General features: G+C 64.7%; 17 protein-coding genes. 6 read left to right on the top strand and 11 right to left on the bottom strand.

The genetic code is table 11. The annotated features are described in order from the left end of the window. Positions 1-3: 3 nt before the first annotated feature. Together GGR73_RS04565 and GGR73_RS04560 are read right to left on the bottom strand one after the other, a co-directional pair. Positions 4-414 (bottom strand): type II toxin-antitoxin system VapC family toxin, encoded by a 411-nt coding sequence (locus tag GGR73_RS04565; RefSeq protein ID WP_046342478.1) that lies wholly within the window; start codon positions 412-414, stop codon positions 4-6. After that, complete coding sequence (locus tag GGR73_RS04560) at positions 411-659, bottom strand: AbrB/MazE/SpoVT family DNA-binding domain-containing protein (RefSeq protein ID WP_016903180.1); 249 nt, start codon at positions 657-659, stop codon at positions 411-413. Before GGR73_RS04560 ends, GGR73_RS04565 begins: the two co-directional genes overlap by 4 nt. Before the next feature lie 151 nt (positions 660-810). Between GGR73_RS04560 and acnA the strand changes: the two genes are divergently transcribed. After that, on the top strand, positions 811-3,579 hold the full coding sequence (acnA, locus tag GGR73_RS04555; RefSeq protein WP_039527487.1) for an aconitate hydratase AcnA: 2,769 nt from the start codon (positions 811-813) through the stop codon (positions 3,577-3,579). 211 nt (positions 3,580-3,790) lie between these two features. Here the strand turns inward: acnA and GGR73_RS04550 are convergent, their stop codons facing one another. Further along, entirely contained in the window at positions 3,791-4,240 is a 450-nt protein-coding gene (locus tag GGR73_RS04550) for a Cif family virulence factor (RefSeq protein ID WP_024937708.1), read from the bottom strand. 97 nt (positions 4,241-4,337) lie between these two features. On the opposite strand from GGR73_RS04550, the gene GGR73_RS04545 reads away from it, so the two are divergent. Further along, complete coding sequence (locus GGR73_RS04545) at positions 4,338-6,020, top strand: long-chain fatty acid--CoA ligase (protein WP_166771266.1); 1,683 nt, start codon at positions 4,338-4,340, stop codon at positions 6,018-6,020. Between the two features lie 473 nt (positions 6,021-6,493). Beyond that, positions 6,494-7,363, top strand: a complete 870-nt coding sequence (locus tag GGR73_RS04540; RefSeq protein WP_184455811.1) for a crotonase/enoyl-CoA hydratase family protein — start codon at positions 6,494-6,496, stop codon at positions 7,361-7,363. Positions 7,364-7,417: 54 nt separating this feature from the next. Here the strand turns inward: GGR73_RS04540 and GGR73_RS04535 are convergent, their stop codons facing one another. The 5 genes from GGR73_RS04535 to GGR73_RS04515 all read right to left on the bottom strand — a co-directional run bounded on the left by GGR73_RS04535 (position 7,418) and on the right by GGR73_RS04515 (position 14,657). Next, the gene (locus tag GGR73_RS04535; protein WP_456362917.1) at positions 7,418-9,565 is read right to left on the bottom strand and encodes an ATP-binding protein; all 2,148 of its coding nucleotides are present in this window, start codon (positions 9,563-9,565) and stop codon (positions 7,418-7,420) included. Between the two features lie 37 nt (positions 9,566-9,602). Continuing rightward, positions 9,603-10,739: an HD-GYP domain-containing protein gene (locus tag GGR73_RS04530; RefSeq protein WP_029219717.1), complete on the bottom strand. Its 1,137-nt coding sequence runs from the start codon at positions 10,737-10,739 to the stop codon at positions 9,603-9,605. A 140-nt stretch (positions 10,740-10,879) separates the two neighbouring features. Further along, the gene (gene lysS / locus GGR73_RS04525) at positions 10,880-12,397 is read right to left on the bottom strand and encodes a lysine--tRNA ligase (RefSeq protein WP_104576814.1); all 1,518 of its coding nucleotides are present in this window, start codon (positions 12,395-12,397) and stop codon (positions 10,880-10,882) included. 212 nt (positions 12,398-12,609) lie between these two features. Beyond that, positions 12,610-13,735, bottom strand: a protein-coding gene (prfB, locus tag GGR73_RS04520; protein ID WP_102252050.1) for a peptide chain release factor 2 whose coding sequence is annotated in 2 segments (ribosomal slippage) — positions 12,610-13,659 and positions 13,661-13,735 — 1,125 coding nt in all. Because the reading frame shifts where the segments join, the coding sequence is not laid out codon by codon here. A 73-nt stretch (positions 13,736-13,808) separates the two neighbouring features. After that, entirely contained in the window at positions 13,809-14,657 is an 849-nt protein-coding gene (locus GGR73_RS04515; RefSeq protein ID WP_243849373.1) for a LytTR family DNA-binding domain-containing protein, read from the bottom strand. 177 nt (positions 14,658-14,834) lie between these two features. Between GGR73_RS04515 and GGR73_RS04510 the strand changes: the two genes are divergently transcribed. From GGR73_RS04510 to GGR73_RS04500, 3 genes are all read left to right on the top strand, one after another. Beyond that, on the top strand, positions 14,835-16,064 hold the full coding sequence (locus GGR73_RS04510; RefSeq protein WP_456362916.1) for an acyltransferase family protein: 1,230 nt from the start codon (positions 14,835-14,837) through the stop codon (positions 16,062-16,064). 188 nt (positions 16,065-16,252) lie between these two features. Further along, positions 16,253-17,467, top strand: a complete 1,215-nt coding sequence (locus GGR73_RS04505) for an acyltransferase family protein (protein WP_184456488.1) — start codon at positions 16,253-16,255, stop codon at positions 17,465-17,467. A 100-nt stretch (positions 17,468-17,567) separates the two neighbouring features. Beyond that, the gene (locus GGR73_RS04500; RefSeq protein WP_184455808.1) at positions 17,568-18,605 is read left to right on the top strand and encodes a DUF1176 domain-containing protein; all 1,038 of its coding nucleotides are present in this window, start codon (positions 17,568-17,570) and stop codon (positions 18,603-18,605) included. 232 nt (positions 18,606-18,837) lie between these two features. Here GGR73_RS04500 and recJ read toward each other — a convergent pair whose 3' ends face one another. From recJ to greA, 3 genes are read right to left on the bottom strand one after another with little or no spacing between them, the layout of a single operon-like run. Further along, the gene (recJ, locus tag GGR73_RS04495; RefSeq protein WP_065032245.1) at positions 18,838-20,577 is read right to left on the bottom strand and encodes a single-stranded-DNA-specific exonuclease RecJ; all 1,740 of its coding nucleotides are present in this window, start codon (positions 20,575-20,577) and stop codon (positions 18,838-18,840) included. Then, positions 20,574-21,494 (bottom strand): phosphoglycerate mutase, encoded by a 921-nt coding sequence (locus GGR73_RS04490; RefSeq protein ID WP_184455806.1) that lies wholly within the window; start codon positions 21,492-21,494, stop codon positions 20,574-20,576. Before GGR73_RS04490 ends, recJ begins: the two co-directional genes overlap by 4 nt. 30 nt (positions 21,495-21,524) lie before the next feature. Beyond that, positions 21,525-21,989 (bottom strand): transcription elongation factor GreA, encoded by a 465-nt coding sequence (gene greA, locus GGR73_RS04485; protein ID WP_024937720.1) that lies wholly within the window; start codon positions 21,987-21,989, stop codon positions 21,525-21,527. Positions 21,990-21,994 lie beyond the last annotated feature (5 nt).

Genomic DNA, 21,994 nt, shown 5'->3' with positions numbered 1-21,994 from the left:
GGATCAGCTTGCGGGTTTGGGAACAATGATCTTCAAACCCTTGAAGTAGTCGCGGAAAAAGCCCTCGTCGCGGGTGATCAACCCGTCGCACTGGAGCAGCGCGTGGGCGCCGATCAGGAAATCGGCCACCACCCGCTCGCGTTTGCCGCCGCGCGCGCGGAAGCGCTTGTTCATATGGCCGGCGCGCACCGCCGCCGCTTCCTGGGTGGCTTCGTAACGCACCCCGATCGAGGCCAGGGTTTCCATCAGGTCGACCTGGGTATCGAGCATGGCCAGCACCTCGGCCACCACTGCATCGCAGACCACCACCTCGTCGCGCGCCAGCGCATCGCCGATGCAGATCTCCGACACCTCGCCGTAGACCGCATCGCCGACCAGGATGTCCAGCAGCACCGATGAATCCAGGGCGATCATGGGTCGAACGGATCCCCGGGGGCGCGGCCGCGGATGGCGCGCATCGCCTCGTCGGTGCTGGTCAGCCCGTCGACCAGCTTGAACTTGCCGCGCACCTTGCGCAGCGCCTCGCTGACGTCCTTGCGCAGGATGATGCGCCCGCCGTCGAGCTCGATCTTGAGTGTGGTGCCCTTGGTCAGGCCCAGGGCATCGCGCACGGCCTTGGGCAGCGTGATCTGTCCGCGTTCGGCAACTGTGGCTTCCATGGAGGTGGCCCCGGCAGAAAGTATGCGCCGATTTTACATACTTGACTTGTCGTACTCAAGGCCACATACCCTGTCCTGCAACCGAACGTACACACTGAATTGGTCACACTGTTCCAAACAGACCTACAGCCTGCAGCCATAGGAGTGATGCATGAGCGATTCCTTTTCCACCCGCACCTCGCTTGAGGTCCACGGCAAGCGCTACGAGTACTACAGCCTGCCGAAGCTGGGCGAGCGCTTCGATATCGGCCATCTGCCCTATTCGATGAAGATCCTGCTGGAGAACCTGCTCCGGCACGAGGACGGCGGTGTCACCGTCGGCAAGGACCACATCGAAGCGGTCGCCAAGTGGGACCCCACCGCCGAGCCCGATATCGAAATCGCCTTCATGCCCGCCCGCGTGGTGCTGCAGGACTTCACCGGCGTGCCATGCGTGGTCGACCTGGCCGCGATGCGCGATGCCGTGGTCAAGCTCGGCGGCAACGCCGACCAGATCAACCCGCAGATCCCCTCCGAACTGGTCATCGACCACTCGGTGCAGGTGGACGTGTTCGGCTCGGCCGATGCGCTCGACCTCAACGGCAAGATCGAATTCCAGCGCAACCAGGAACGCTACGGCTTCCTGCGCTGGGGCCAGAAGGCATTCGAAAACTTCAAGGTGGTGCCACCCAACACCGGCATCGTCCACCAGGTGAACCTGGAGAATCTGGCGCGCGTGGTGATGAGCGCGGACAAGGACGGAACACAGATCGCCTACCCGGACACCGTGTTCGGCACCGACAGCCATACCACCATGATCAACGGCATCGGCGTGCTGGGCTGGGGCGTGGGCGGGATCGAGGCCGAGGCCGCGATGCTGGGGCAGCCCTCGTCGATGCTGATCCCGCAGGTGGTCGGCTTCAAGCTCAGCGGCAAGCTGCCCGAAGGCGCCACCGCCACCGATCTGGTGCTCACCGTCACCCAGATGCTGCGCAAGGCCGGCGTGGTCGGCAAGTTCGTCGAGTTCTACGGCGAAGGCCTGCAGCATCTGCCGCTGGCCGACCGCGCCACCATCGGCAACATGGCGCCGGAGTATGGTGCCACCTGCGGCATCTTCCCGGTCGACGACGAATCGCTGACCTATTTGCGCCTGTCCGGCCGCAGCGAGGAGCAGATCGCGCTGGTCGAGGCCTATGCCAAGGCGCAGGGCCTGTGGCACGACGCCAACACCCCGCCGGCGCAGTACAGCGCCACGCTGGAGCTGGACATGGGCGAGGTCAAGCCGTCGCTGGCCGGCCCCAAGCGCCCGCAGGACCGCGTGCTGCTGGAAGACATGCAGTCCAACTTCCGCGAGAGCCTCAAGCCGTTCGTGGATGCGCGCAGCAAGCGCCTGACCGACATCAAGCAGGAAGACCGGCTGAAGAACGAAGGCGGCGGCGGCACTGCGGTCGGCGCCAAGGCAGCGCAGGCCGAGAGTTCCACCGACAGCGGTGCCGGCTGGCAGCTGCGCGACGGCTCGGTGGTGATCGCCGCGATCACCTCGTGCACCAACACCTCCAACCCGGCAGTGATGCTGGGCGCCGGCCTGCTCGCGCGAAACGCAGCGGCCAAGGGGCTGAAGGCGCAGCCGTGGGTGAAGACCTCGCTCGGGCCGGGCTCGCGCGTGGTCACCGATTACCTGAGCAAGGCCGGCGTGCTCGCCGATCTTGAAACGCTCGGTTTCTACGTGGTCGGCTATGGCTGCACCACCTGCATCGGTAATTCCGGCCCGCTGCCGGACGATGTGTCTGCGGCGATCGCCAAGGACGACCTGGTGGTGTCTTCGGTGTTGTCGGGCAACCGCAACTTCGAAGGCCGCGTGCATCCCGAAGTGAAGATGAACTACCTCGCCTCGCCGCCGCTGGTGGTGGCGTACGCGATCGCCGGTACCACCGACATCAACCTCACCACCGATCCGCTGGGCACCGGTAGCGACGGGCAGCCGGTGTATCTGCGCGATATCTGGCCGAGCAACAAGGAAATCGGCGACACCATCGCCGCCACCGTCGGCCCGGAAATGTTCAAGCAGAACTACGCGGACGTGTTCAAGGGCGACAGCCGCTGGAACACCATCGCCTCCCCGGATGGTGCGCTGTACGAATGGGACGCGGCCTCGACCTATATCAAGAACCCGCCCTACTTCGACGGCATGACCATGCAGGTCGGCCACGTCGAGGACGTGCACGGCGCGCGCATCATGGGCTTGTTCGGCGACTCGATCACCACCGACCACATCTCGCCGGCCGGCAACATCAAGAAGGATTCGCCGGCGGGCCGCTTCCTGCAGGAGCGCGGCGTGCAACCGGCCGACTTCAACAGCTACGGCAGCCGCCGCGGCAATGATGACGTGATGGTGCGCGGTACCTTCGCCAACATCCGCATCAAGAACCTGATGTTCGGTGGCGAAGAAGGCGGCAACACGCTGTACTACGGAAAGGACGGCGCGGCGCCGGAAAAACTGGCGATCTACGACGCGGCAGTGAAGTACAAGGCCGACGGCGTGCCGTTGGTGGTGTTGGCCGGCAAGGAATACGGCACCGGCTCCTCGCGCGACTGGGCGGCCAAGGGCACCAACCTGCTCGGCGTCAAGGCGGTGATCGCCGAGAGCTTCGAGCGTATCCATCGCTCCAACCTGGTCGGCATGGGCGTGCTGCCGCTGCAGTTCCTGGAGAACGAAAACGCGCAGACGCTGGGCCTGGATGGTTCGGAAGTGCTGGACATTACCGGCCTGCAGGACGGCGCCAGCCGCCGTGCCACCGTGGATGCCAGAAAGTCCGACGGCAGCGTCAAGCAGTTCCAGGTCAAGGTGCTGCTGCTGACGCCCAAGGAAGTGGAGTACTTCAAGCACGGCGGCCTGCTGCAGTATGTGCTGCGCCAACTGGCCGCACGCAAGGCAGCCTGATCGCAAGGCGCGCTGCGCCATCAGCTCGACGACACTCCCGCCGCCTGGCGGGAGTGTCGTTTTGGGTGGCCAGAACTCGCCAACGCCGGGACGGTGAACCGTCGTCGGAGGCAGCAAGACGCTGCACGCGACGCAGCGCAACGGGGGAGATACCTTGCCACCAGACACCGGCCGCGCTCGCCTGACGATGCGCACACCGGAGTCGCCGTGCTCAGCGCCCCGCGGGCTCCCATTGCGCGTGCGTCAGCTGCCAGTCGCCGTCCTGCAGGCGCCAGCCGGTGGTCACCTGATAGGTCTGTGCCTGCTCGGGCAGCCAGCGTCCGCTGCCACCGGTCAGCAGCGCGGTGAAGCGCACGCGCGCGGTGTCGTCGCGCAGCTGCACCTCCACCGGCCCCAGGGTCACGCCGATGCGGCGGTTGCCCAGCATCTGCAGTTGCATCAGTCGCCGCAGCCCGGCTGCGTCCAGCCCTTGTTCGCCGACAAAGTCCTCGGCCACCGGCGCCATCGCCGCGCCAATCTGCCGCGCCTCGATCGCCTGATGCATCGCTTCCAGTGTTGCGCGTAGCCGTTGCTCCGGTGCGGCACGCGTGCAACCGCTCAAGGCCACGACCAAAATCGCGACCAGCCCGACCCGCCACCACGCTTGAATGCTGCTCTGCATCACGCTTCGCCTTTTCCATCCATGACGGTATGCTGCCTGCTGTTGTAGTGCCGTGGAACACACCGCGTCACGTACCGAATACCCTGGAGGGGGGCAGATGAATCAGGCACGTCCTTGGTTGCAAAGTTATCCGGCCGGCGTCGCCGCCGAGATCGATCTGGAGCAGTTCCGTACCGTGGCCGAGGTGTTCGCCACCTCGGTCAAGCGGTTTGCCGACCGCCCCGCGTATCACAGCTTCGGCAAGACCATCACCTATCGCGAAGCTGATCAACTGGTCGAGCAGTTCGCCGCCTATCTGCTTGGCGAACTGCAGTTGAAGAAAGGCGACCGCGTCGCCCTGATGATGCCCAACTGTCTGCAGTATCCGGTCGCCACCTTTGGCATCCTGCGTGCCGGCCTGACCGTGGTCAACGTCAATCCGCTGTACACCCCGCGCGAGCTGAAGCATCAGCTGATCGACTCCGGCGCCAGCGTGCTGGTGGTGATCGACAACTTCGGCACCACTGTGCAGCAGGTCATCGCCGACACCCCGGTCAAGCAGGTGATCACCACCGGGCTGGGCGACATGCTCGGCTTCCCGAAAGCGGCGCTGGTCAATTTCGTCGTCAAGTACGTCAAGAAGCTGGTGCCCGATTACCGCATCAATGGCGCGATCCGTTTCCGCGACGCACTGGCGCTGGGCCGCAAGCACAGCGTGCCGACCTTGCAGATCGAGCCCGACGACATCGCCTTCCTGCAGTACACCGGCGGCACCACCGGCGTGGCCAAGGGCGCGATGCTCACCCACCGCAATCTGGTGGCCAACATGCAGCAGGCCCATCAGTGGCTTGCCGGCACCGGCAAGCTGGAAGAAGGCGCCGAGGTGGTGATCACCGCGCTGCCGCTGTACCACATCTTCGCATTGACGGCCAACGGCCTGGTCTTCATGAAGATCGGCGGCTGCAATCACCTGATCAGCAATCCGCGCGACATGCCCGGCTTCGTCAAGGAACTGAAGAAGACCCGCTTCACCGCCTTCACCGGGGTCAACACGCTGTTCAACGGCCTGCTCAATACCCCCGGCTTCGATCAGGTGGATTTCTCCTCGCTCAAGATGACCCTGGGCGGCGGCATGGCGGTGCAACGTTCGGTCGCCGAACGCTGGAAAAAGGTCACCGGCCTGACCCTGGTCGAGGCCTACGGCCTGACCGAAACCTCGCCGGCCGCCTGCATCAACCCGATGGACCTGAAGGACTACAACGGCTCGATCGGCCTGCCGATTCCGTCCACCGATGCCTGCATCAAGGACGACGCCGGCGCGGCGCTGCCATTGGGCGAGATCGGCGAGCTGTGCATCAAGGGTCCGCAGGTGATGAAGGGCTACTGGAAGAAGCCCGAAGAAACCGCCAAGGTCATGGATGCCGACGGCTGGCTGCATACCGGTGATATCGCGCGGATGGACGAACAGGGCTTCGTCTACATCGTCGACCGCAAGAAGGACATGATCCTGGTGTCCGGCTTCAACGTGTATCCGAACGAGATCGAGGACGTGATTGCCGAGATGCCCGGCGTGCTGGAAGTGGCCGCCGTCGGCGTACCGGACGAGAAGTCCGGCGAGATCGTCAAGGCCGTCATCGTGAAGAAAGACCCTGCCCTGACCGCCGACGCCGTCAAGGCGCACTGCCGCGCCAACCTGACCGGCTACAAGCAGCCGCGAGTGATCGAGTTCCGCAAGGAACTGCCGAAAACCAACGTCGGCAAGATCCTGCGCCGCGAACTGCGGGATACGCCCAAGGGATAATCCACCGGCGCCAGCGCAGGTCGACAGCCACTCGGCTGTCATCCAACGCCCGCACTGCCGCCAGGCTTGCGGGCGTTTGTTTTTGCACGCTTCGGACGGAACGTTCGTTTCGGACGGCCAGCGTGCGACGACGCGCGCGCCGGAATAAGGGCCGATTTGCACTTGGTTATCTGCGCCGTTCCGATGCATGGAAATACCATGCGTTTTTAAAGCTCATGACAGTCCCCCAGGAGTACTTCGGTGGACCCGGAACGCAGAATCACGGAACACATAATTTCAAGAATGTGCAATTCACAATAAACTACTTTTGCTTGCGGAAATTCACTGAAAGATTCAGGTCATAGGGCCCACCGGATAGAAAGGAAGCCCTCTGCGTTCATGGAGATAGTGCCGGTGTAGCATCGATTTGGAGTGGATCGCGCGCGCCCGCCGGCGTTCACTCTCCCACTGCGGGCTTTTCCAGGATCACGCCCATGAACACGATTGAAAAGATTTCCCTCGGTCGTCCCCACTCCACCATTCGGGTCGATTCTTCGGCTGCTGACGGCACCCACTGGTTGTTCATGCATGCCGATGCGCCTTTTGGCATACGTCCCTGCTGCAGTCCTGAGTTATTGGACGACATCTGGGATGTCATGGGCTCCATCACCCGCGCTCCGCATGAGCGACGCAGTGGGGAACTGCGCCATTTCGTACTCGCCTCCGACGCGGACGCCTTCAATCTCGGTGGCGATCTGGACCTGTTCGCACGCTTGATCCGCGAACAGAATCGCGAGCAACTCATGCGGTATGCGATTCGCTGCGTGGAAGGCGTCCATCACCTGCATACCGGCTTCGGTGGGGACGTGCGCAGCATTGCGCTGCTGCAGGGCGATGCATTGGGAGGCGGACTGGAGATGGCCCTGGCCTGCCATACCATCGTGGCCGAGGAAGGCATCGGCATGGGACTGCCCGAGGTCCTGTTCGGCCTGTTTCCGGGCATGGGCGCGTATTCCTTCCTGTGCCGTCGCGTTTCGCCCCATCTGGCGGAAAAAATCATTCTCGATGGACGCATTTACAGCAGCGAAGAAATGCATGCGATGGGGATCGTGGACGTACTCGTACCGAAGGGCCAAGGCGTGGTTGCCACCGAAACGCTGATTCGCCAGCAAAAGCGCATCTCCCATTCCTATCTGGCGATGAACGCCGCACGCAATCTCGCGCAGGCGGTGCCTTACGAGGAATTGCTGCGCATCACCGAAGTCTGGGTAGACACGGCCCTGGCACTCAATGAGAAATCACTGCGCACGATGGACCGTTTGGTCAAAGCACAGAACCGCCGCGCAGGCGCGGGTGTCGCCTGATTTTGGTGGATCCAATACTGGGGGAATCAGGCCCGGCCTATTGCCGGGCTTCGCTTACCCACGGTCGCCATTCCCGCTGACGCCTCCGTCGGACTTATTTTGAGCACGCTGGGCGAGCGCTTCGCGCCCAAGTTTCAAACCAGTCTTCAGCTGCTCCAGTCTTTGACTCCATTCTGCTCGCAGCTGCGCTTCCGGCAGGCGCATCAACTCACCGCCCTGTTCTGCCAACATCACCAGCCCGAGATTGCTGGAAACACCTTTGACCGCGTGAGCATGCTCACGTAGACGTGCCCAGTCTCCGTCGGCCGCCGCCTTACCGAGCTGGACAACACATGCCGCAGCATCGCTGAGACATTGTTGAATGAACTCGCGTTCGAACTCATTTCCCATCCCCAGTTCCGCCAGCTCGTCGAGCACGGCAGGATCGAGGACTGCGCCGCTTGGGGCCGCGCTACGGGTACCAATGCTCAGATCGGTCTGACGCAGCTTCTGGTTGACGGCGATTTCGGCCAGCGTATCCAGCAACTTGATCGCCGCCACCGGCTTGGCCAGGAATGCATAGGCGCCCGCCTGTTCGCAGCTGCGAATCGACTCGGGGGTGACATCAGCGCTCAATACCACGATCGGGGTTCCCGGCTTACCACCGGCCTGCATGACCCTCAGCTGCTTCAACATGTCCAGACCGCTGACACCAGGCATGTGCAGGTCGACGATGGCCGCGTCGTAGTCGGCTTCGGCCAACGCATCCAGAACGGCTTCGCCGCCATCAACACAGGTCACGCGATGCCCTGCTTTTTGCAGCAGCCGCTGCAGCACGAGGCGATTTGCCAGATGGTCGTCTGCCACCAGGATCTGCATGCTACGCACGCGGGCACGGTGACGTAGGAACGGATCGGCAAACGCAATCACGTTGCCCGGTATGGTGGTGGACTCCGTCTCATGCAGCACAGGCGATGGAGTAGCTGCAGGCTTGGCGGTTGCCAGGCCGAACGGCAGTTCAAACCAGAACAAGCTGCCGCCTTCGAGATTTTCCTCAAACCCGATCGCGCCACCCATCGACTGCACCAGCCCCCTGGCGATCGTCGTTCCGAGGCCGCTGCCTTCGAACCGGCGCGCCAGTCCGGTGTCCGCCTGTTCGAACGCCTCGAACAAACGCGGACGCATATCGACCGGAACACCGATCCCGGTATCGAGCACTTCAAAACGGAGCAGCACACCAGCGCGGCCACTGGCCTCGGTGGCCGCCACCTTCAACTGGACACTGCCGTGGTCGGTGAACTTGACCGCATTGCCGACCAGATTGAGCAGGATCTGCTGCAGATGTCCCGCATCCCCGTGCACGCGGGGAGGGACATCTGCAGCGATAGTTGCCTGATAACGCAAGCCCTTGGCCTTGGCCTGCGGCTCCAGGATCAGACCGATTGCCTGCAAGGTGTCATGCACTGCAAAGTCGGACGCGTTGATCCGCAGCTTGCCAGCTTCGATGGCCGAGATGTCCAGCACCTCCTCCACCAGCGCCAGCAGACTGCGTGTGGAGGCTTGAATGGTTTTCAGGCATTCGCGCTGCTCATCGTCCAGCTGCGTCGTTGCCAATACTTCGGTCATGCCGGACAGACCGTTCAACGGTGTCCGAAACTCGTGACTCATGTTGGCCAGAAAGCGGCTCTTGGCCTCGCTGGCGCGGCGCGCCTCGGCGGTTGCACGGGTCAACTGCCGCAGCAGACTGGAGAAATACAGCGGAACGGCGGCCAGACCAACCGCAAGCCCGACCCCAAGGCGCTGGTTGCGTTGCCAGTATTCGGTCATCGACAGCGTCGTGGAAAAGCTCACCACCGCCATTGCCACCGCAAGATACAGATAGCGGTTGCCGTAGCGCAGGCCATTACCGACGGTGACCCACATCACCACGACATAGACCCAGGCCAGCGGCTCGCCCATCTGGATCATGCCGGCCGCCATCAACCCGTAATCGGCCAGCATGCCCAGGATACGACGCGCATCCGAGCGGTCGGGTCGCCACAGCAGCCATCCAAACAACGCCAGGCCAAGCCCGAGACCTGTCAGCACGATGACCAAGACACCGGTGTGCTGGTGCAGCGGCAAACTGTGCCGGACACTCGGCACGAGGACATACGACAGGATCAGGCTGATCAGAACGATGCGGACGATCGCCTGGCCATGTTCGCTGTCAGGTCGATTCATCAACCGCTGCCGGATCCTTCCGAACGGATTCATAGCCTTACACCCCGGGTCGTGCCGATGCGGTCGAGAATTCGCCGCAGATCTGGTCCAGCTGCGCGCGGCCGCGCAGCAGCGCATCCACACAGCGTGGGTCGAACAGGCGGCCGCGTTGTGCGTAGAGATAAGCCAGCGCGGCGTCCATGGTCCAGGCCTCCTTGTACGGGCGCGGCGACAACAGTGCGTCGAAGACGTCGGCCACCGCCACGATGCGCGCTTCCAGCGGAATCGCCTCGCCCACCAGTCCATCCGGATAGCCGGTGCCGTCGTAGCGCTCGTGGTGACGCAGCGCGATCAGGGCGCCGACCTGGATGAAGCGGTTCTGGCTGCCGCTGAGCAGCTCGTAGCCGATCCGCGGATGCCGCTTCATGATGCTCATCTCGTCGTCGGTGAGCTTGCCCGGCTTGAGCAGCACCGCATCGGGAATGGCGATCTTGCCCATGTCGTGCAGCGGTGCGGCCATCTCGATGATGCGCACTTCTTCTTCCGACAAGCCGAGCTGCTCGGCGATCAGGCCGGCCACATGCGACATGCGCTCCAGGAAGGCGCTGGTGCCCGAGTCGCGGTACTCGATGGCACGCGCCAGTCGCGACAGCGTCTCGCGTTCGCGCTCCTCGACCTCGTTCATGCTGGCCAGCAGACGCTGCTCCAGCGACAGTGCGCGTTGCTTGACGCTTTCGCTCTGCTGACGCAGCTGCAGCAAATTGGCGCAGCGCGCACGCAGTTCGCGCGGGCGGATCGGCTTGACCAGGAAATCGATCACGCCCGCTTCCAGCGCCGCCTGGCGGATCGGCTCGTCGCCGACGATGGTGATCAGGATGATCGGAATATCGCGATGGCTGGGCAGCCGGCGCAGACGCCGGGCGAACTCCAGCCCATCCATGCCGGGCATGCGGTAGTCGAGCAGCAATAGATCCACCCGTCCGGCCTCGCACCACGCCAGCGCGTCGAGCGGGTCACCGAAATCGTAGACTTTCAACTCCGGTGCGATGTCCTCGATGACGTGGCGCAGCATCGTCCGCGCAGACATCTGGTCATCGACAATGACGATGTTCAATCCCAGATCCGCCTTTTCCGACCAGCTTCCCGATGGATCCGCCGACGATACGCCGGCAAGATTACCCAAAACATCCTGCATAGCCGTTGCTCCTCTATCCCGAGAACGGAAAAGCGATGACGCCGGCCGCTGTGCCGACTCCCCCGACGATACGCCATTCGGGGCTCCGCTCTAGCATATGCAGTATCTGTGCCGTCGGCACGCCGACGGCACAAAAAAGATCAGGCTTCCGGACGCATGTACGGGAACAGCAGCACATCGCGGATCGAGGTGCTGCCGGTCAGCAGCATCACCAGCCGGTCGATGCCGATGCCCAGGCCGCCGGTCGGCGCCATGCCATACTCCAACGCACGGATGTAATCGGCGTCGTAATGCATCGCTTCGTCGTCTCCACCGTCCTTGGCCTGCACCTGCGCCTGGAAGCGCGCGGCCTGGTCTTCCGGGTCGTTGAGCTCAGAGAAGCCATTGGCGAGCTCCTTGCCGTTGATGAACAGCTCGAAACGGTCGGTGTACCCCGGCTCGGTGTCGCTGGAACGCGCCAGCGGCGACACCTCGACCGGGTGGTCGGTGATGAAAGTCGGCTGCACCAGGGTGTGTTCCACGGTGGCCTCGAAGATTTCCAGCAGCAACTTGCCCCAGCCGTAGGACGGCTTGACCTTGATCTTCAGCCGTTCGCAATGGCGCAGCAGCGCATCGCGATCGGTGCAATCAGCCGCGCTGATCTCCGGATTGTGGTGACGAACGGCCTCATCCATGCGCCAGCGCCGGAAAGCCGGCGCCAGATCGATGGCGGCGCCGTCCCAGTTCACCTGGGCGGTGCCCAATACCGACTGCGCGGTGTCGCGGATCACCTGCTCGGTCAGGTCCATGATCTCGTGATACGTGGCATAGGCCTCGTAGAGCTCGAGCATGGTGAACTCGGGGTTGTGCCGGGTCGACACACCCTCGTTGCGGAAATTGCGGTTGATCTCGTAGACCCGCTCCAGCCCACCGACCACCAGCCGCTTGAGGTACAGCTCCGGCGCCACGCGCAGGTACAGGTCCAGGTCCAGCGCGTTGTGGTGGGTGGTGAACGGCTTGGCGGTGGCGCCACCGGGGATGTAATGCATCATCGGCGTTTCCACTTCCAGGAAGCGGCGCGTATCCAGCCAGGCGCGGATCGCGCGGATGATCCTGGAGCGCTTGATGAAGACCTCGCGCGCCTCCGGGGTGACGATCAGATCGACGTAGCGCTGGCGATAGCGCTGCTCCACGTCCGACAGGCCGTGCCACTTGTCCGGCAACGGACGCAGCGACTTGGTCAGCAGGCGCAGCGCGCTGGCCTTGACCGACAGCTCGCCGGTCTTGGTGCGGGTCAGCCCGCCCTCCACCGCCACGATGTCGCCGACATCCCAGCCCTTGAACGCGGTATAGGCATCGCCCAGCACATTGCCCTGCAGGAACAGCTGCACGCGCCCGGACTCGTCCTGGATCTGCGCAAAGCTGGCCTTGCCCATCACCCGCTTGGCCATCAGGCGGCCGGCCATCCTGACCGTGCGGCCGCTTGCTTCCAGTGCCTCAGAGGTCCAGGTGTCGGCATCGGCAAATTCGGCCTGCAGATCGCCGGCGAAGTGTTCGCGCACGAAATCGTTGGGATAGGCGATGCCCTGGCCGCGCAACGCGCCCAGTTTCGCGCGACGCTCGGCGATGAGGCTGTTCTCGTCGGCGGGGATCTGCGGCGCGGGGGTCTGCTCGGTCATGGCGGGAATCGGTCTGCGATAGGTCGGGCGCGTGCCCGGTGGAGAATGCGGAACCGGGCTGGCCGGTTCCTGCGTTTTACGGTGTATCGGTGACAACTGCACGGCGCAACGGGACTGCGTGGCGATGTACAGGCTGCGCGGCGCTGCACATGTCGCAGCGTCCGCGAAAAAAGACGTCGCTGCGCGGCGGGCGCGGCGAGGTCTTGCTGCGGTCAGGCATCCAGGCGCTTGGAGCCTGCCGCCAGACCGGCCTTGAGGCTGGCCTCGACGAATTCGTCCAGGTCGCCGTCCAGCACTTTCTGCGTGTCGCTGCGTTCGATGCCGGTGCGCAGATCCTTGATGCGGCTCTGGTCGAGCACGTAGTTGCGGATCTGGCTGCCCCAGCCGATGTCGGACTTGGTGGCTTCCAGCGCGTCGCGCTCGACGTTGCGCTTCTGCACTTCCAGCTCATACAACTTGGCGGCCAGCATCTTCATCGCGTTGTCGCGGTTCTGGTGCTGGCTGCGGCCGGTCTGGCAGGCGACCACGGTATTGGTCGGAATATGCGTAATGCGCACTGCCGATTCGGTCTTGTTGACGTGCTGACCACCGGCGCCCGATGAGCGATACACGTCGGTGCGCAGATCGGCCGGGTTGATGTCGATCTCGATGTTGTCGTCCACTTCCGGCGACACGAACACCGAGGTGAAGCTGGTATGCCGGCGGTTGTCCGAATCGAACGGCGACTTGCGCACCAGCCGGTGCACGCCGATCTCGGTCTTCAGCCAGCCATAGGCGTACTCGCCCTCGATGCGGATCGTGGCCGACTTGATGCCCGCCACTTCGCCGCCGGACACTTCCATCAGCTCGGTCTTCCAGCCGCGCGACTCGGCCCAGCGCAGGTACATGCGCAACAGGATTTCGGCCCAGTCCTGCGCCTCGGTGCCGCCGGCGCCGGCCTGGATGTCGACGAACGCGTTGGCGCCGTCCATCTGGCCGGAGAACATGCGCTGGAATTCCAGCTTCTCGACATGGGTCTGGTACTTGTCCAGATCGGCGATCACCGCCACCGCGGTGTCCTCGTCCTGCTCGCTTTCGGCCAGTTCCAGCAGATCGGCCGCATCGCTCAGGCCGGCCAGCACATCGGCGATGCCGATGACGGTCTTTTCCAGCAGCGAGCGTTCGCGGCCCAGGGCCTGCGCGCGCTCGGCGTCGTTCCACACATCGGGGCTCTCAAGCTCCCGGCTGACTTCTTCTAGACGCTCTTTCTTGACGTCGTAGTCAAAGATACCCCCTGAGCGAGAGCACGCGATCGTTGAGATCGGTGATGCGCTGGCGGATCGGATTGGTTTCGATCATGACGGACTTCCGGCAAACAAGCTGGCTAGTTTAGCAAGCGGGCGACGGTGGCGGAACGCGGTAGGCATGCTGTTCAGCCCGGCATAGCCGGGACCGCTGGCGCCTCGGCATGTCCGGCGGCGCGCCGCAGCGGCGCCAGGTAACGACGGCTGCAGGGCAGCTGGCCATTGCCGGACAGGTGCACGCGCGCCTCGCCTGCGTCCAGCGGTTCGATCGACACCACGCAGCCCAGGTTGACGATGTAGCTGCGATGGATTCGCACAAACACGGCCGGATCGAGTCTGGCCTCGATCGCGGCCATCGTGCTGCGCAGTGGGTAATCATGGCCGCGTACATGCAGGTTGACGTAGTTGCCCGACGCCTGGACCCACTCGATGTCGGCAGTGGCGACCAGGAAGTCGCGCCCCAGCTTGCGCACCAGAAAGCGTTCCGGACGGTCCAGCGGCTCGACCGGCGGGCCTTCGTCCGGCGCGGCCAGCAGCCGCACCTCGCCCTGCAGGCGGCGCAGCAAAAACCGGTAGCCATGCATGCACGCAACGATGATCGCGAAAGTACGCACGTCCTTGAGGTACTCGTAGAACAATTCCTGCGGCCACGCTCCAAAATCATAATGTTCGCCCAGCAGCCGATAGGTCAGCATGCGCAGGCCGACCATCGTGACGACATGCACCACCGAGACCGCCACGCTGACCAACAGATACCAGGGTAGCCGGCGCCGCCAGGTATCCAGATGTAACGGCAGCTTCCGCGTGAACCAGGCGATGACGGGGACGAGCATCAGCAGCCAGACCAAGCCGCTGGACATCTCCCACACCCAGGGTTCCCAGCTCTGGATCGGCAGCCCGGCGCGCCGGCGATCCATCAACTCGGTAACGGCGTTGCCACTGGCGTTGACCACCACCACCATCAGCCAAAACAACATGCCTGCGCTGCGCTGCCAAGGCAGAAAGCGCTCCAGGATCGTGCGTGCCGGGTCGGTACTCATCCCCATATTCTAGGCTGGCGGCGCCGATCGTCACCCCACGGCGGAACCCATTCGTCCCTGAAGATCCCTGTTTCGTCCCTTCCCGCTGGTCGCCCGCTGCGTCATCTCGCGTAGTTGGGGCATATCATCCTTGGTGCAGGGCGGCCAATGCAAAGGCGTCACGATCTGGACTGGCTGCGCGTCATCGCCTTCGGCCCATTGGTGCTTTATCACGTCGGCATGTATTACGTGACCTGGGACTGGCACGTCAAAAGTTCCTCGACCCACCTGATGCTGGAGCCGGTCATGCTGCTCAGCAGCCCGTGGCGGATGTCGCTGCTGTTCCTGATTTCCGGTGTCGCCACCGCCTTCATGCTGAACAACAAGCCCGAGGGCTTGCTGTACCGACGTTCGCGCCAGCTGCTACTGCCGCTGCTGTTCGGTATGGCCGTGATCGTGCCACCACAGTCCTACTATCAAGTCGTCGAACAATTGCCCGGCGGCTACCGCCAGGGCTATCTGGCGTTTTATGCCAAGTATCTGAGCGCCTACCAAGGGTTTTGTGGAGCCGATGGCGACTGCCTGCGCCTGCCCACCTGGAATCACCTGTGGTTTTTGCCCTACCTGTGGGCGTACACCCTGGTAGTGTGGCTGCTCTGGCGCCTGCTTCCTGCGGCAGCGAAGGTGCGTCTGTGCGCATGGGCTGCGCGCCCGCTCCAGGGCTGGGGTGCGTTACTGGTACCGCTGACGCTACTGGCGGTCGCACGGCTGGTGCTGGTGGCTCGCTTCCAGCAAACCAACTGGCTGTTCGATGACTGGTACAACCACGCGCAGTACCTGCTGGTCTTCCTGATCGGGGTGCTGATCGCGCCAATAGCCAGCATCTGGGAATCGTTACAGCGCCTGCGCTGGGTAGCACTGCTGCTGGCCTCTTGCAGCTATGCGCTGATGATCCACACCTGGTACTTCTCCATCTATGACGATGCGCACCCGGCACCCACCGCCCTGCGCCTGCTCTTGCGTGCCGTGTGGGCGGTAGAACAATGGTGCGCGATCGCCGCCATCCTGGGCTTCGCCTATCGTTTCCGTCATGCCGATGGTGCCGTGCTGCGCTATCTCACTGCTGCAGTGTTTCCGGTATATGTCCTGCACCAGACGATCATCGTGGTACTGGCGCATTCCCTGAAGCCATTGGCGCTGCCGCAGCTAGCCGAGAGTGCGACGCTGATCGTCGCAACCGCTGTGCTGTGCTTGGCCAGCTATGAGGTCATTCGCAAGCAGCGCTGGCTGCGGCCGCTATTTGGCCTGCCGACGTTACCGGCGCCGCGCGCCGCAATTCCAATAAAGGGTGAAACTGAGGTCTAGCAATGTCAGACCTGGCTTCTGACTCGGGAATGCAGCCGCGCATCTTCGACAAAACCGCCCGCTTGCCGTCCCCGGTTCGTCCCTGTGGGACCGCAACTGGTCACTCGGGGACGGCATTGCCGCCCTTGGCGCAGCTGCTTGGGGCCTGCGTTGCCGAGGATGCGGGCATGCCTCCTGCCGACACCACCATGACCGAACGCCGTCACGATATCGATGCCTTGCGCGTCTTCGCCTTCGCACTGCTGATCCTCTATCACGTGGGTATGGCCTATGTGGCCGACTGGGATTTCCACCTCAAGAGCGTGCACACCGCGCAGTGGCTGCAATGGCCGATGATCGTGCTCAACCGCTGGCGGATGCCCCTGCTGTTCATGATCTCCGGCATCGCGATCGGGCTGGCGCGGCCGCAGGCCAGGCCCTGGCATTTCGCCCTGCAACGCTGCGGGCGATTGCTGCCGCCGCTGTTGTTCGGCATGTTCGTGGTGGTCGCGGTGCAGGCCTATTGCCAGGGCGTGAGCAACGGCAAGGTCAGCCCGGGCTTCGGCAGCTTCCTGCTGCGCTACTGGCAGGTGCGGCCGTGGCCGGCCGGCAGTTTCGATGGCTGGGAGCACGGCATCACCTGGAACCATCTGTGGTATCTGGCCTATCTGTTGCCCTACACCATTGCCTTGATGGCGCTGGTGTCGTTGGCCCGACCGCTGCGGTTGGCCGCGTGGCCGCGCTTGCCCGCTGCGCTGGCGGTGCCGGCACTGCTGCTGTTGCCGATGCTGTGGGAAGCGTTCTGCGTGCTGTGGGTGATGCCGCGGCATCCGCCCACCCACGCGCTGTTTGGCGACTGGTTCGTGCACGCCGAATCGTTCCCGCTGTTCGTCCTGGGGTATCTGTTGGCACGCCGCGAGCGTTTCTGGCAGCTGGCCGTACAACTGCGCTGGCTCACCTTGGTCGCCGCACTGGTGGCGATCGGCACCGAACTGGGCATTCGCTATGCCAGCATCCAGGGGCAGACTGCGCAACTGGGTGCACCGCTGGCCGCGCTGCCGTGGGAGGCGATCGAACACAGCGCACGGGCTGCCTACACCTGGCTGGCGCTGCTGACGATTCTTGGCTGGGCCAGGCTTCGATTGAATCGCCCGTTCCCCTGGCTGCCGTACTGCACGGAGGCGGTGTTCCCGTGGTACATCCTGCACCAGAGCCTGATCATCGTGACGCTGTACTGGCTGATGCCGCTGCATCTGAATGCCTGGCTGGAGCCGGCGCTGGTGATCGCCGCCACCGTGACCGGCTGCCTGGCGTTGCATGAGTTTGCGATCCGCCGGATGCGCTGGTTGCGTCCCTTGTTCGGATTGCGTGCGCGCAGGCGGCGTCTGGCCGGCACGACCGACAGCGCGCCGGTGCCGTCATGAAAATGTTGCGCAGGCGTGTGCCGCTTCGGCATGCGACGTACTGGACGGCCCGTCGGCAGCAACGCAAGATGCCCGCCGGATACGCTCTTTCGAAGACACCATGCGCCCTACCCTGCTCGCCGCCACCTTGTTGCTCGCGCCTGCCGCCGCCCTTGCCGATGCGCCGGTCGGCATCGCCTTCGAGCACCAGGACTGGACCATCGCCTGCGACAACACCCGCACCTGCCGCGCCGCTGGCTATCAGCCGGATGACGACGGCAGCACGCCGGTGTCGGTCTTGCTGACGCGCAAGGCCGGTGCGGGGCAGCAGGTCACTGCTGAGTTGATGCTGGGCCAGTACGACGAGGTCAAGATGCCGGCATCGCTCACCTTGCGCATCGACCAGCGCGACCTGGGCAAGCTGGCATTGAATCGCGACAGCGGCACCGCACCGCTGACCAACACGCAGGTGACCGCACTGCTGGCCGCACTGACCCGCAGCAGCAAGATCGTGGCGCTCGGCAACGATGGTCGCCGCTGGCAGCTGTCCGACCGCGGCGCCGCAGCGGTGCTGCTGAAGATGGACGAGTTCCAGGGCCGGCTGGGCACGCGCGGCGCCCTGGTGCGCAAGGGCGATCGCGACGAAGCTGCGGTGCTGCCGGCCGTGCCGGCACCGCAGGTGCGAGCGGTCAAACTCGCAGCAACGCAAGCAGCAGATGCGCGCCTGGGCACGCTGCCGGCGTTGTACCAAGCGCTGCGTGCCAGCTTGCCGGCCGATGAGGAATGCAAGGGGCTGCGGGCTGGCGATGCAGCCGAGCCGCTGTCGGTCACCCGGCTCAGCGGCGACAAACTGCTGGTCTCGACCGACTGCTGGATGGGCGCCTACAACATCGGCACCGGTTTCTGGGTCATCAATGCACGTCCGCCGTTCGCGCCGACGTTGGTGACCACGCACGCCAGCGATATCGACGGCTCCACCATCCTTGCATCGCAGAAGGGACGCGGCCTGGGCGACTGCTACAGCGAGTCCAGCTGGACCTGGGACGGCCGCCGTTTCGTGCCGACCTCCGAATCCACCTCCGGCCTGTGCAGATTGGTCGCCGCTGGCGGAGCGTGGGAATTGCCGACCTTGGTGACCGAGGTCAAGAAGGCGCCCTGACCGGGGCGAGGTCAGTGCGAGCGCAGGTCTGCTTGCAGCACTGGCTTGCAAGACGCCTTGAGCGACGAACCAAACCACCTTGCCGCCATCAGGCATGCGCCACTTGCGGCATGAACCACCACGTACATGCCGGCTGTGGGTGCGCCGCCCCCGTGTAGAGCGGTTGATGTGCAGCCTGGCTGCAGGGCCGCGCTGTCGCCCCTACCGAAGCCCGCGGTTGACAGCCGCGCGCTCAGCCCGTGACTGTCGCCGGCTCGCAGTGCTCGACGATCAACTGCACCGCGGTGCCGCCGCGATAGTCGTCGCTGACCAGGCGGTACGCCAGCCGCACCATACGTGCCGGCTCGCTGCCGCGCCAGCCGTTGAAGTGGATGGCGTTGAGCGGTTCGGCACGGCCGGCGCAGCGCAGCGTGAGCTTGAGATGGCGTTCCTTGAGCAGGCGCCATTGCAGCACTTCGAACTGACCATCGAACAGCGGCTCGGGAAAGCCCTGCCCCCACGGCCCGGCCACGCGTAGCGCTTCGGCATGCAGGTGATCGAGTTCGTGCGCGGCCAGTTCGCCATCGCTATGCAATTCGGCATGCAGCAGCGAGGCGTCGACCATCGCCTGCACCTGGCGCTGGAATGCCTGTTCGAAGGTCGCCAGCGCGGCATGCTCCAGACTCAGCCCGGCCGCCATCGCATGGCCGCCGAACTTCTGGATCAGGCCCGGGTGGCGCGCATCCACTGCCGCCAGCACATCGCGGATATGCAGGCCGGGGATCGAACGCGCCGAACCACGCAGCTGACTGCTGCCCGGCTCGGCCGGCGCCAATGCAATCACCGGGCGATGCAGGCGGTCCTTGAGCTTGGAGGCCACCAGGCCGATCACGCCCGGGTGCCAGTCGGCATCGAACAGGCATGCGGCGATCGGCAACGCGCCATCGGCATCCAGCACCACCTTGGTGACGGCCTGCTCGGCATCGTCGGTCATCAACTGCTGCACCGCGCGGCGCTCGGCGTTGATCTCTTCCAGCATGCCGGCGATCTCGCGCGCCCGGTTCCAGTCCTCGCTGAGCAGCAGCTCGATGCCCAGCGCCATGTCTTCCAGCCGGCCGGCTGCGTTGAGACGCGGGCCCAACGCAAATCCGATATCGCTGGCGCTCAGGCGCGCCACATCGCGGCCGCTGGCATCGATCAAGGCGCGCAGGCCGATGCAACCCTTGCCCTCGCGCAGGCGGCGCAGGCCGGCCGACACCAGCGCCCGGTTGTTGGTGTCCAGCGGCACCAGATCGGCGACGGTGCCGACTGCCACCAGGTCCAGCAATACCGACAGATCCGGCTCGGCGCGTTCGGCGAAGGCGCCGCGCGCGCGCAGCACGCCGCGCAAGGCCATCAGCACATAGAAGATCACCCCGACCCCGGCCAGGGATTTGCTCGGGAAGCGATCGTTGGCCAGATTCGGATCGACGATCGCATCGGCCGGCGGCAATACCTCGCCAGGCAGGTGATGGTCGGTGACCAGCACAGTCCAGCCACGCGCCTTGGCCGCAGCCACGCCGGCGTGGCAGGCGATGCCGTGATCGACCGTGACCAGCAGATCCGGCTGCAATGCGGCCAGCTCCTCCACCAGTGCCGGCGACAGGCCATAGCCATGCACCATGCGATTGGGTACCGCGTGATGCACATCCAGCGCGCCGAGCATGCGCAAGCCACGCACGCCGACCGCACAGGCGGTGGCGCCATCGCAGTCGAAATCGCCCACCACCAGGATGCGCCGTTGCCGGGCGATCGCATCGGCCAGCAACTCGGCGGCCACGTCACTGTTGTGCAGCAACTGCGGCGACAGCAACTGACCCAGGCGCGGGTGCGCGCCGTGGGTATCGGTGACGCCGCGCGCGGCATAGATGCGGCGCAGCAGCGGCAACATGGCATCGGGCCAGCTGCCGGCCTGCCCGGGCGGGCGCCGGACGATCCGCGGGGTGGAGGTCATTGCGCCAGCTGTACGCGCGGTTTGCGCCAGAAACGCCAGCGTTGCGCATGCGTCAGCGACACGGTTTCGCCATCCTGGAAATCCAGCACCAGCCGATCCAGTTCGCCACGTGCCATCGCCGCCAGCAAGGGCGCCACCGCATCGTCGCTGAACTGCTGCAGCGAGCGCAGATGGCGCAGGTCCACCAACGCATCCACGCGTTGTTCGCCCTGCGCATCGGCACCGGCCGACAGCGCTAGCGCACGCAGCAGCGATTCGCGGCTGCGTACCTGACGGTGCGGCGAGCTCACCGCATGTGGCAGCACGCCGCCGCCCCAGAACCACAGCGAATTGATCGCCGGCTTGCCGCTGGCCACGCGGCCCTCGTTCCAGGGGTGCTGATGCAGCAGCACCTGCGCCTCGGTCAGCAAGGCACGCCAGCGCCGGCCGATCTCGCCGGCCGGCAGATGCTCGAACAGGTCATCGCCGATCGCCAGATCCGGTGGCGCAAATTCCGGCAATTTGGCATCCGGCGACAGCCGCAGGTACCAGCGCGCAGGCGTGGGCGCATCCAGCAGGAAGCCGGCATCGCCGAACATCGGCTTGAGGATGGGCAGCAACACCGCCAGGTCCTCGGCCGTGGGGCCGAGTGCCTCGCCGTAGCCCATCAAGCGCGCGCCCTGCATATCCGGCACCACATAGGCCGGATCGGCACGCACCCAGGTCGCACCCGCCGCATCGCCGGCATCGAGCTGGCGGGTCAACGCGGCCACCGGCCAGTGCGCAGGCGTCAGCGTGAAGTGGCGCTGCAGCTGCGCCACTTCGCCGGGCTCGGCACCGTGCTGGTCGGCACGCGCCAGCGCACGCGCCACCGGCGTGTCGCCCAGTTCACCGGGCAGGCGGCGTTTTTCCGGCAGCAGCAGCGTGGCGGTGGTCATCGGGCGATGGCGTCGTTCAATCCCGGCCCGTCAGTCCAGATAGGCAACGCTGACCACTTCGTACTCGCGCTGGCCGGCCGGCGCATCGATGGTGACCGAGTCGCCTTCCAGCTTGCCGATCAACGCACGCGCCAGCGGCGAGGAGATCGCGATCATGCCCAGCTTGATGTCCGCTTCCAGATCGCCAACGATCTGGTAGCGCTTCTCTTCGTCGGTCTCGGTGTCGGCCAGCGTCACCGTGGCACCGAACACGATCTTGGTGCCGGCCGACAGCTTGGTGATGTCGATGATCTCGGCATGCGAGAGCTCGCCTTCCAGCTGCTTGATGCGGCCTTCGATGAAGCTCTGCTGCTCGCGCGCGGCGTGGTATTCGGCGTTTTCCTTCAGATCGCCGTGCGCGCGCGCTTCGGCGATCGCGTTGATCACCGCCGGACGCTTGACCGACTTCAGCTGGTCCAGCTCTTCGCGCAGACGCTGCGCGCCCTTTGCCGTCATGGGTG

It is taken from the genome of Xanthomonas sp. F14 (genome assembly GCF_014199865.1).
Note: the sequence above shows the minus strand (reverse complement) of the source record. Positions and strands in the feature narration are given on the sequence as shown.

Bases quoted from the DNA above. Each gene is read 5' to 3' on its own strand.
- greA (WP_024937720.1), bottom strand. From the start codon at position 21,989: ATGACGGCAAAGGGCGCGCAGCGTCTGCGCGAAGAGCTGGACCAGCTG.
- acnA (WP_039527487.1), top strand. From the start codon at position 811: ATGAGCGATTCCTTTTCCACCCGCACCTCGCTTGAGGTCCACGGCAAG.
- GGR73_RS04490 (WP_184455806.1), bottom strand. From the start codon at position 21,494: ATGACCACCGCCACGCTGCTGCTGCCGGAAAAACGCCGCCTGCCCGGT.
- GGR73_RS04560 (WP_016903180.1), bottom strand. From the start codon at position 659: ATGGAAGCCACAGTTGCCGAACGCGGACAGATCACGCTGCCCAAGGCC.
- recJ (WP_065032245.1), bottom strand. From the start codon at position 20,577: ATGACCTCCACCCCGCGGATCGTCCGGCGCCCGCCCGGGCAGGCCGGC.
- GGR73_RS04505 (WP_184456488.1), top strand. From the start codon at position 16,253: ATGACCGAACGCCGTCACGATATCGATGCCTTGCGCGTCTTCGCCTTC.
- GGR73_RS04545 (WP_166771266.1), top strand. From the start codon at position 4,338: ATGAATCAGGCACGTCCTTGGTTGCAAAGTTATCCGGCCGGCGTCGCC.
- GGR73_RS04565 (WP_046342478.1), bottom strand. From the start codon at position 414: ATGATCGCCCTGGATTCATCGGTGCTGCTGGACATCCTGGTCGGCGAT.
- GGR73_RS04535 (WP_456362917.1), bottom strand. From the start codon at position 9,565: ATGAATCGACCTGACAGCGAACATGGCCAGGCGATCGTCCGCATCGTT.
- lysS (WP_104576814.1), bottom strand. From the start codon at position 12,397: ATGACCGAGCAGACCCCCGCGCCGCAGATCCCCGCCGACGAGAACAGC.
- GGR73_RS04530 (WP_029219717.1), bottom strand. From the start codon at position 10,739: ATGCAGGATGTTTTGGGTAATCTTGCCGGCGTATCGTCGGCGGATCCA.
- GGR73_RS04515 (WP_243849373.1), bottom strand. From the start codon at position 14,657: ATGTTGTTTTGGCTGATGGTGGTGGTGGTCAACGCCAGTGGCAACGCC.
- GGR73_RS04550 (WP_024937708.1), bottom strand. From the start codon at position 4,240: ATGCAGAGCAGCATTCAAGCGTGGTGGCGGGTCGGGCTGGTCGCGATT.
- GGR73_RS04540 (WP_184455811.1), top strand. From the start codon at position 6,494: ATGAACACGATTGAAAAGATTTCCCTCGGTCGTCCCCACTCCACCATT.
- GGR73_RS04500 (WP_184455808.1), top strand. From the start codon at position 17,568: ATGCGCCCTACCCTGCTCGCCGCCACCTTGTTGCTCGCGCCTGCCGCC.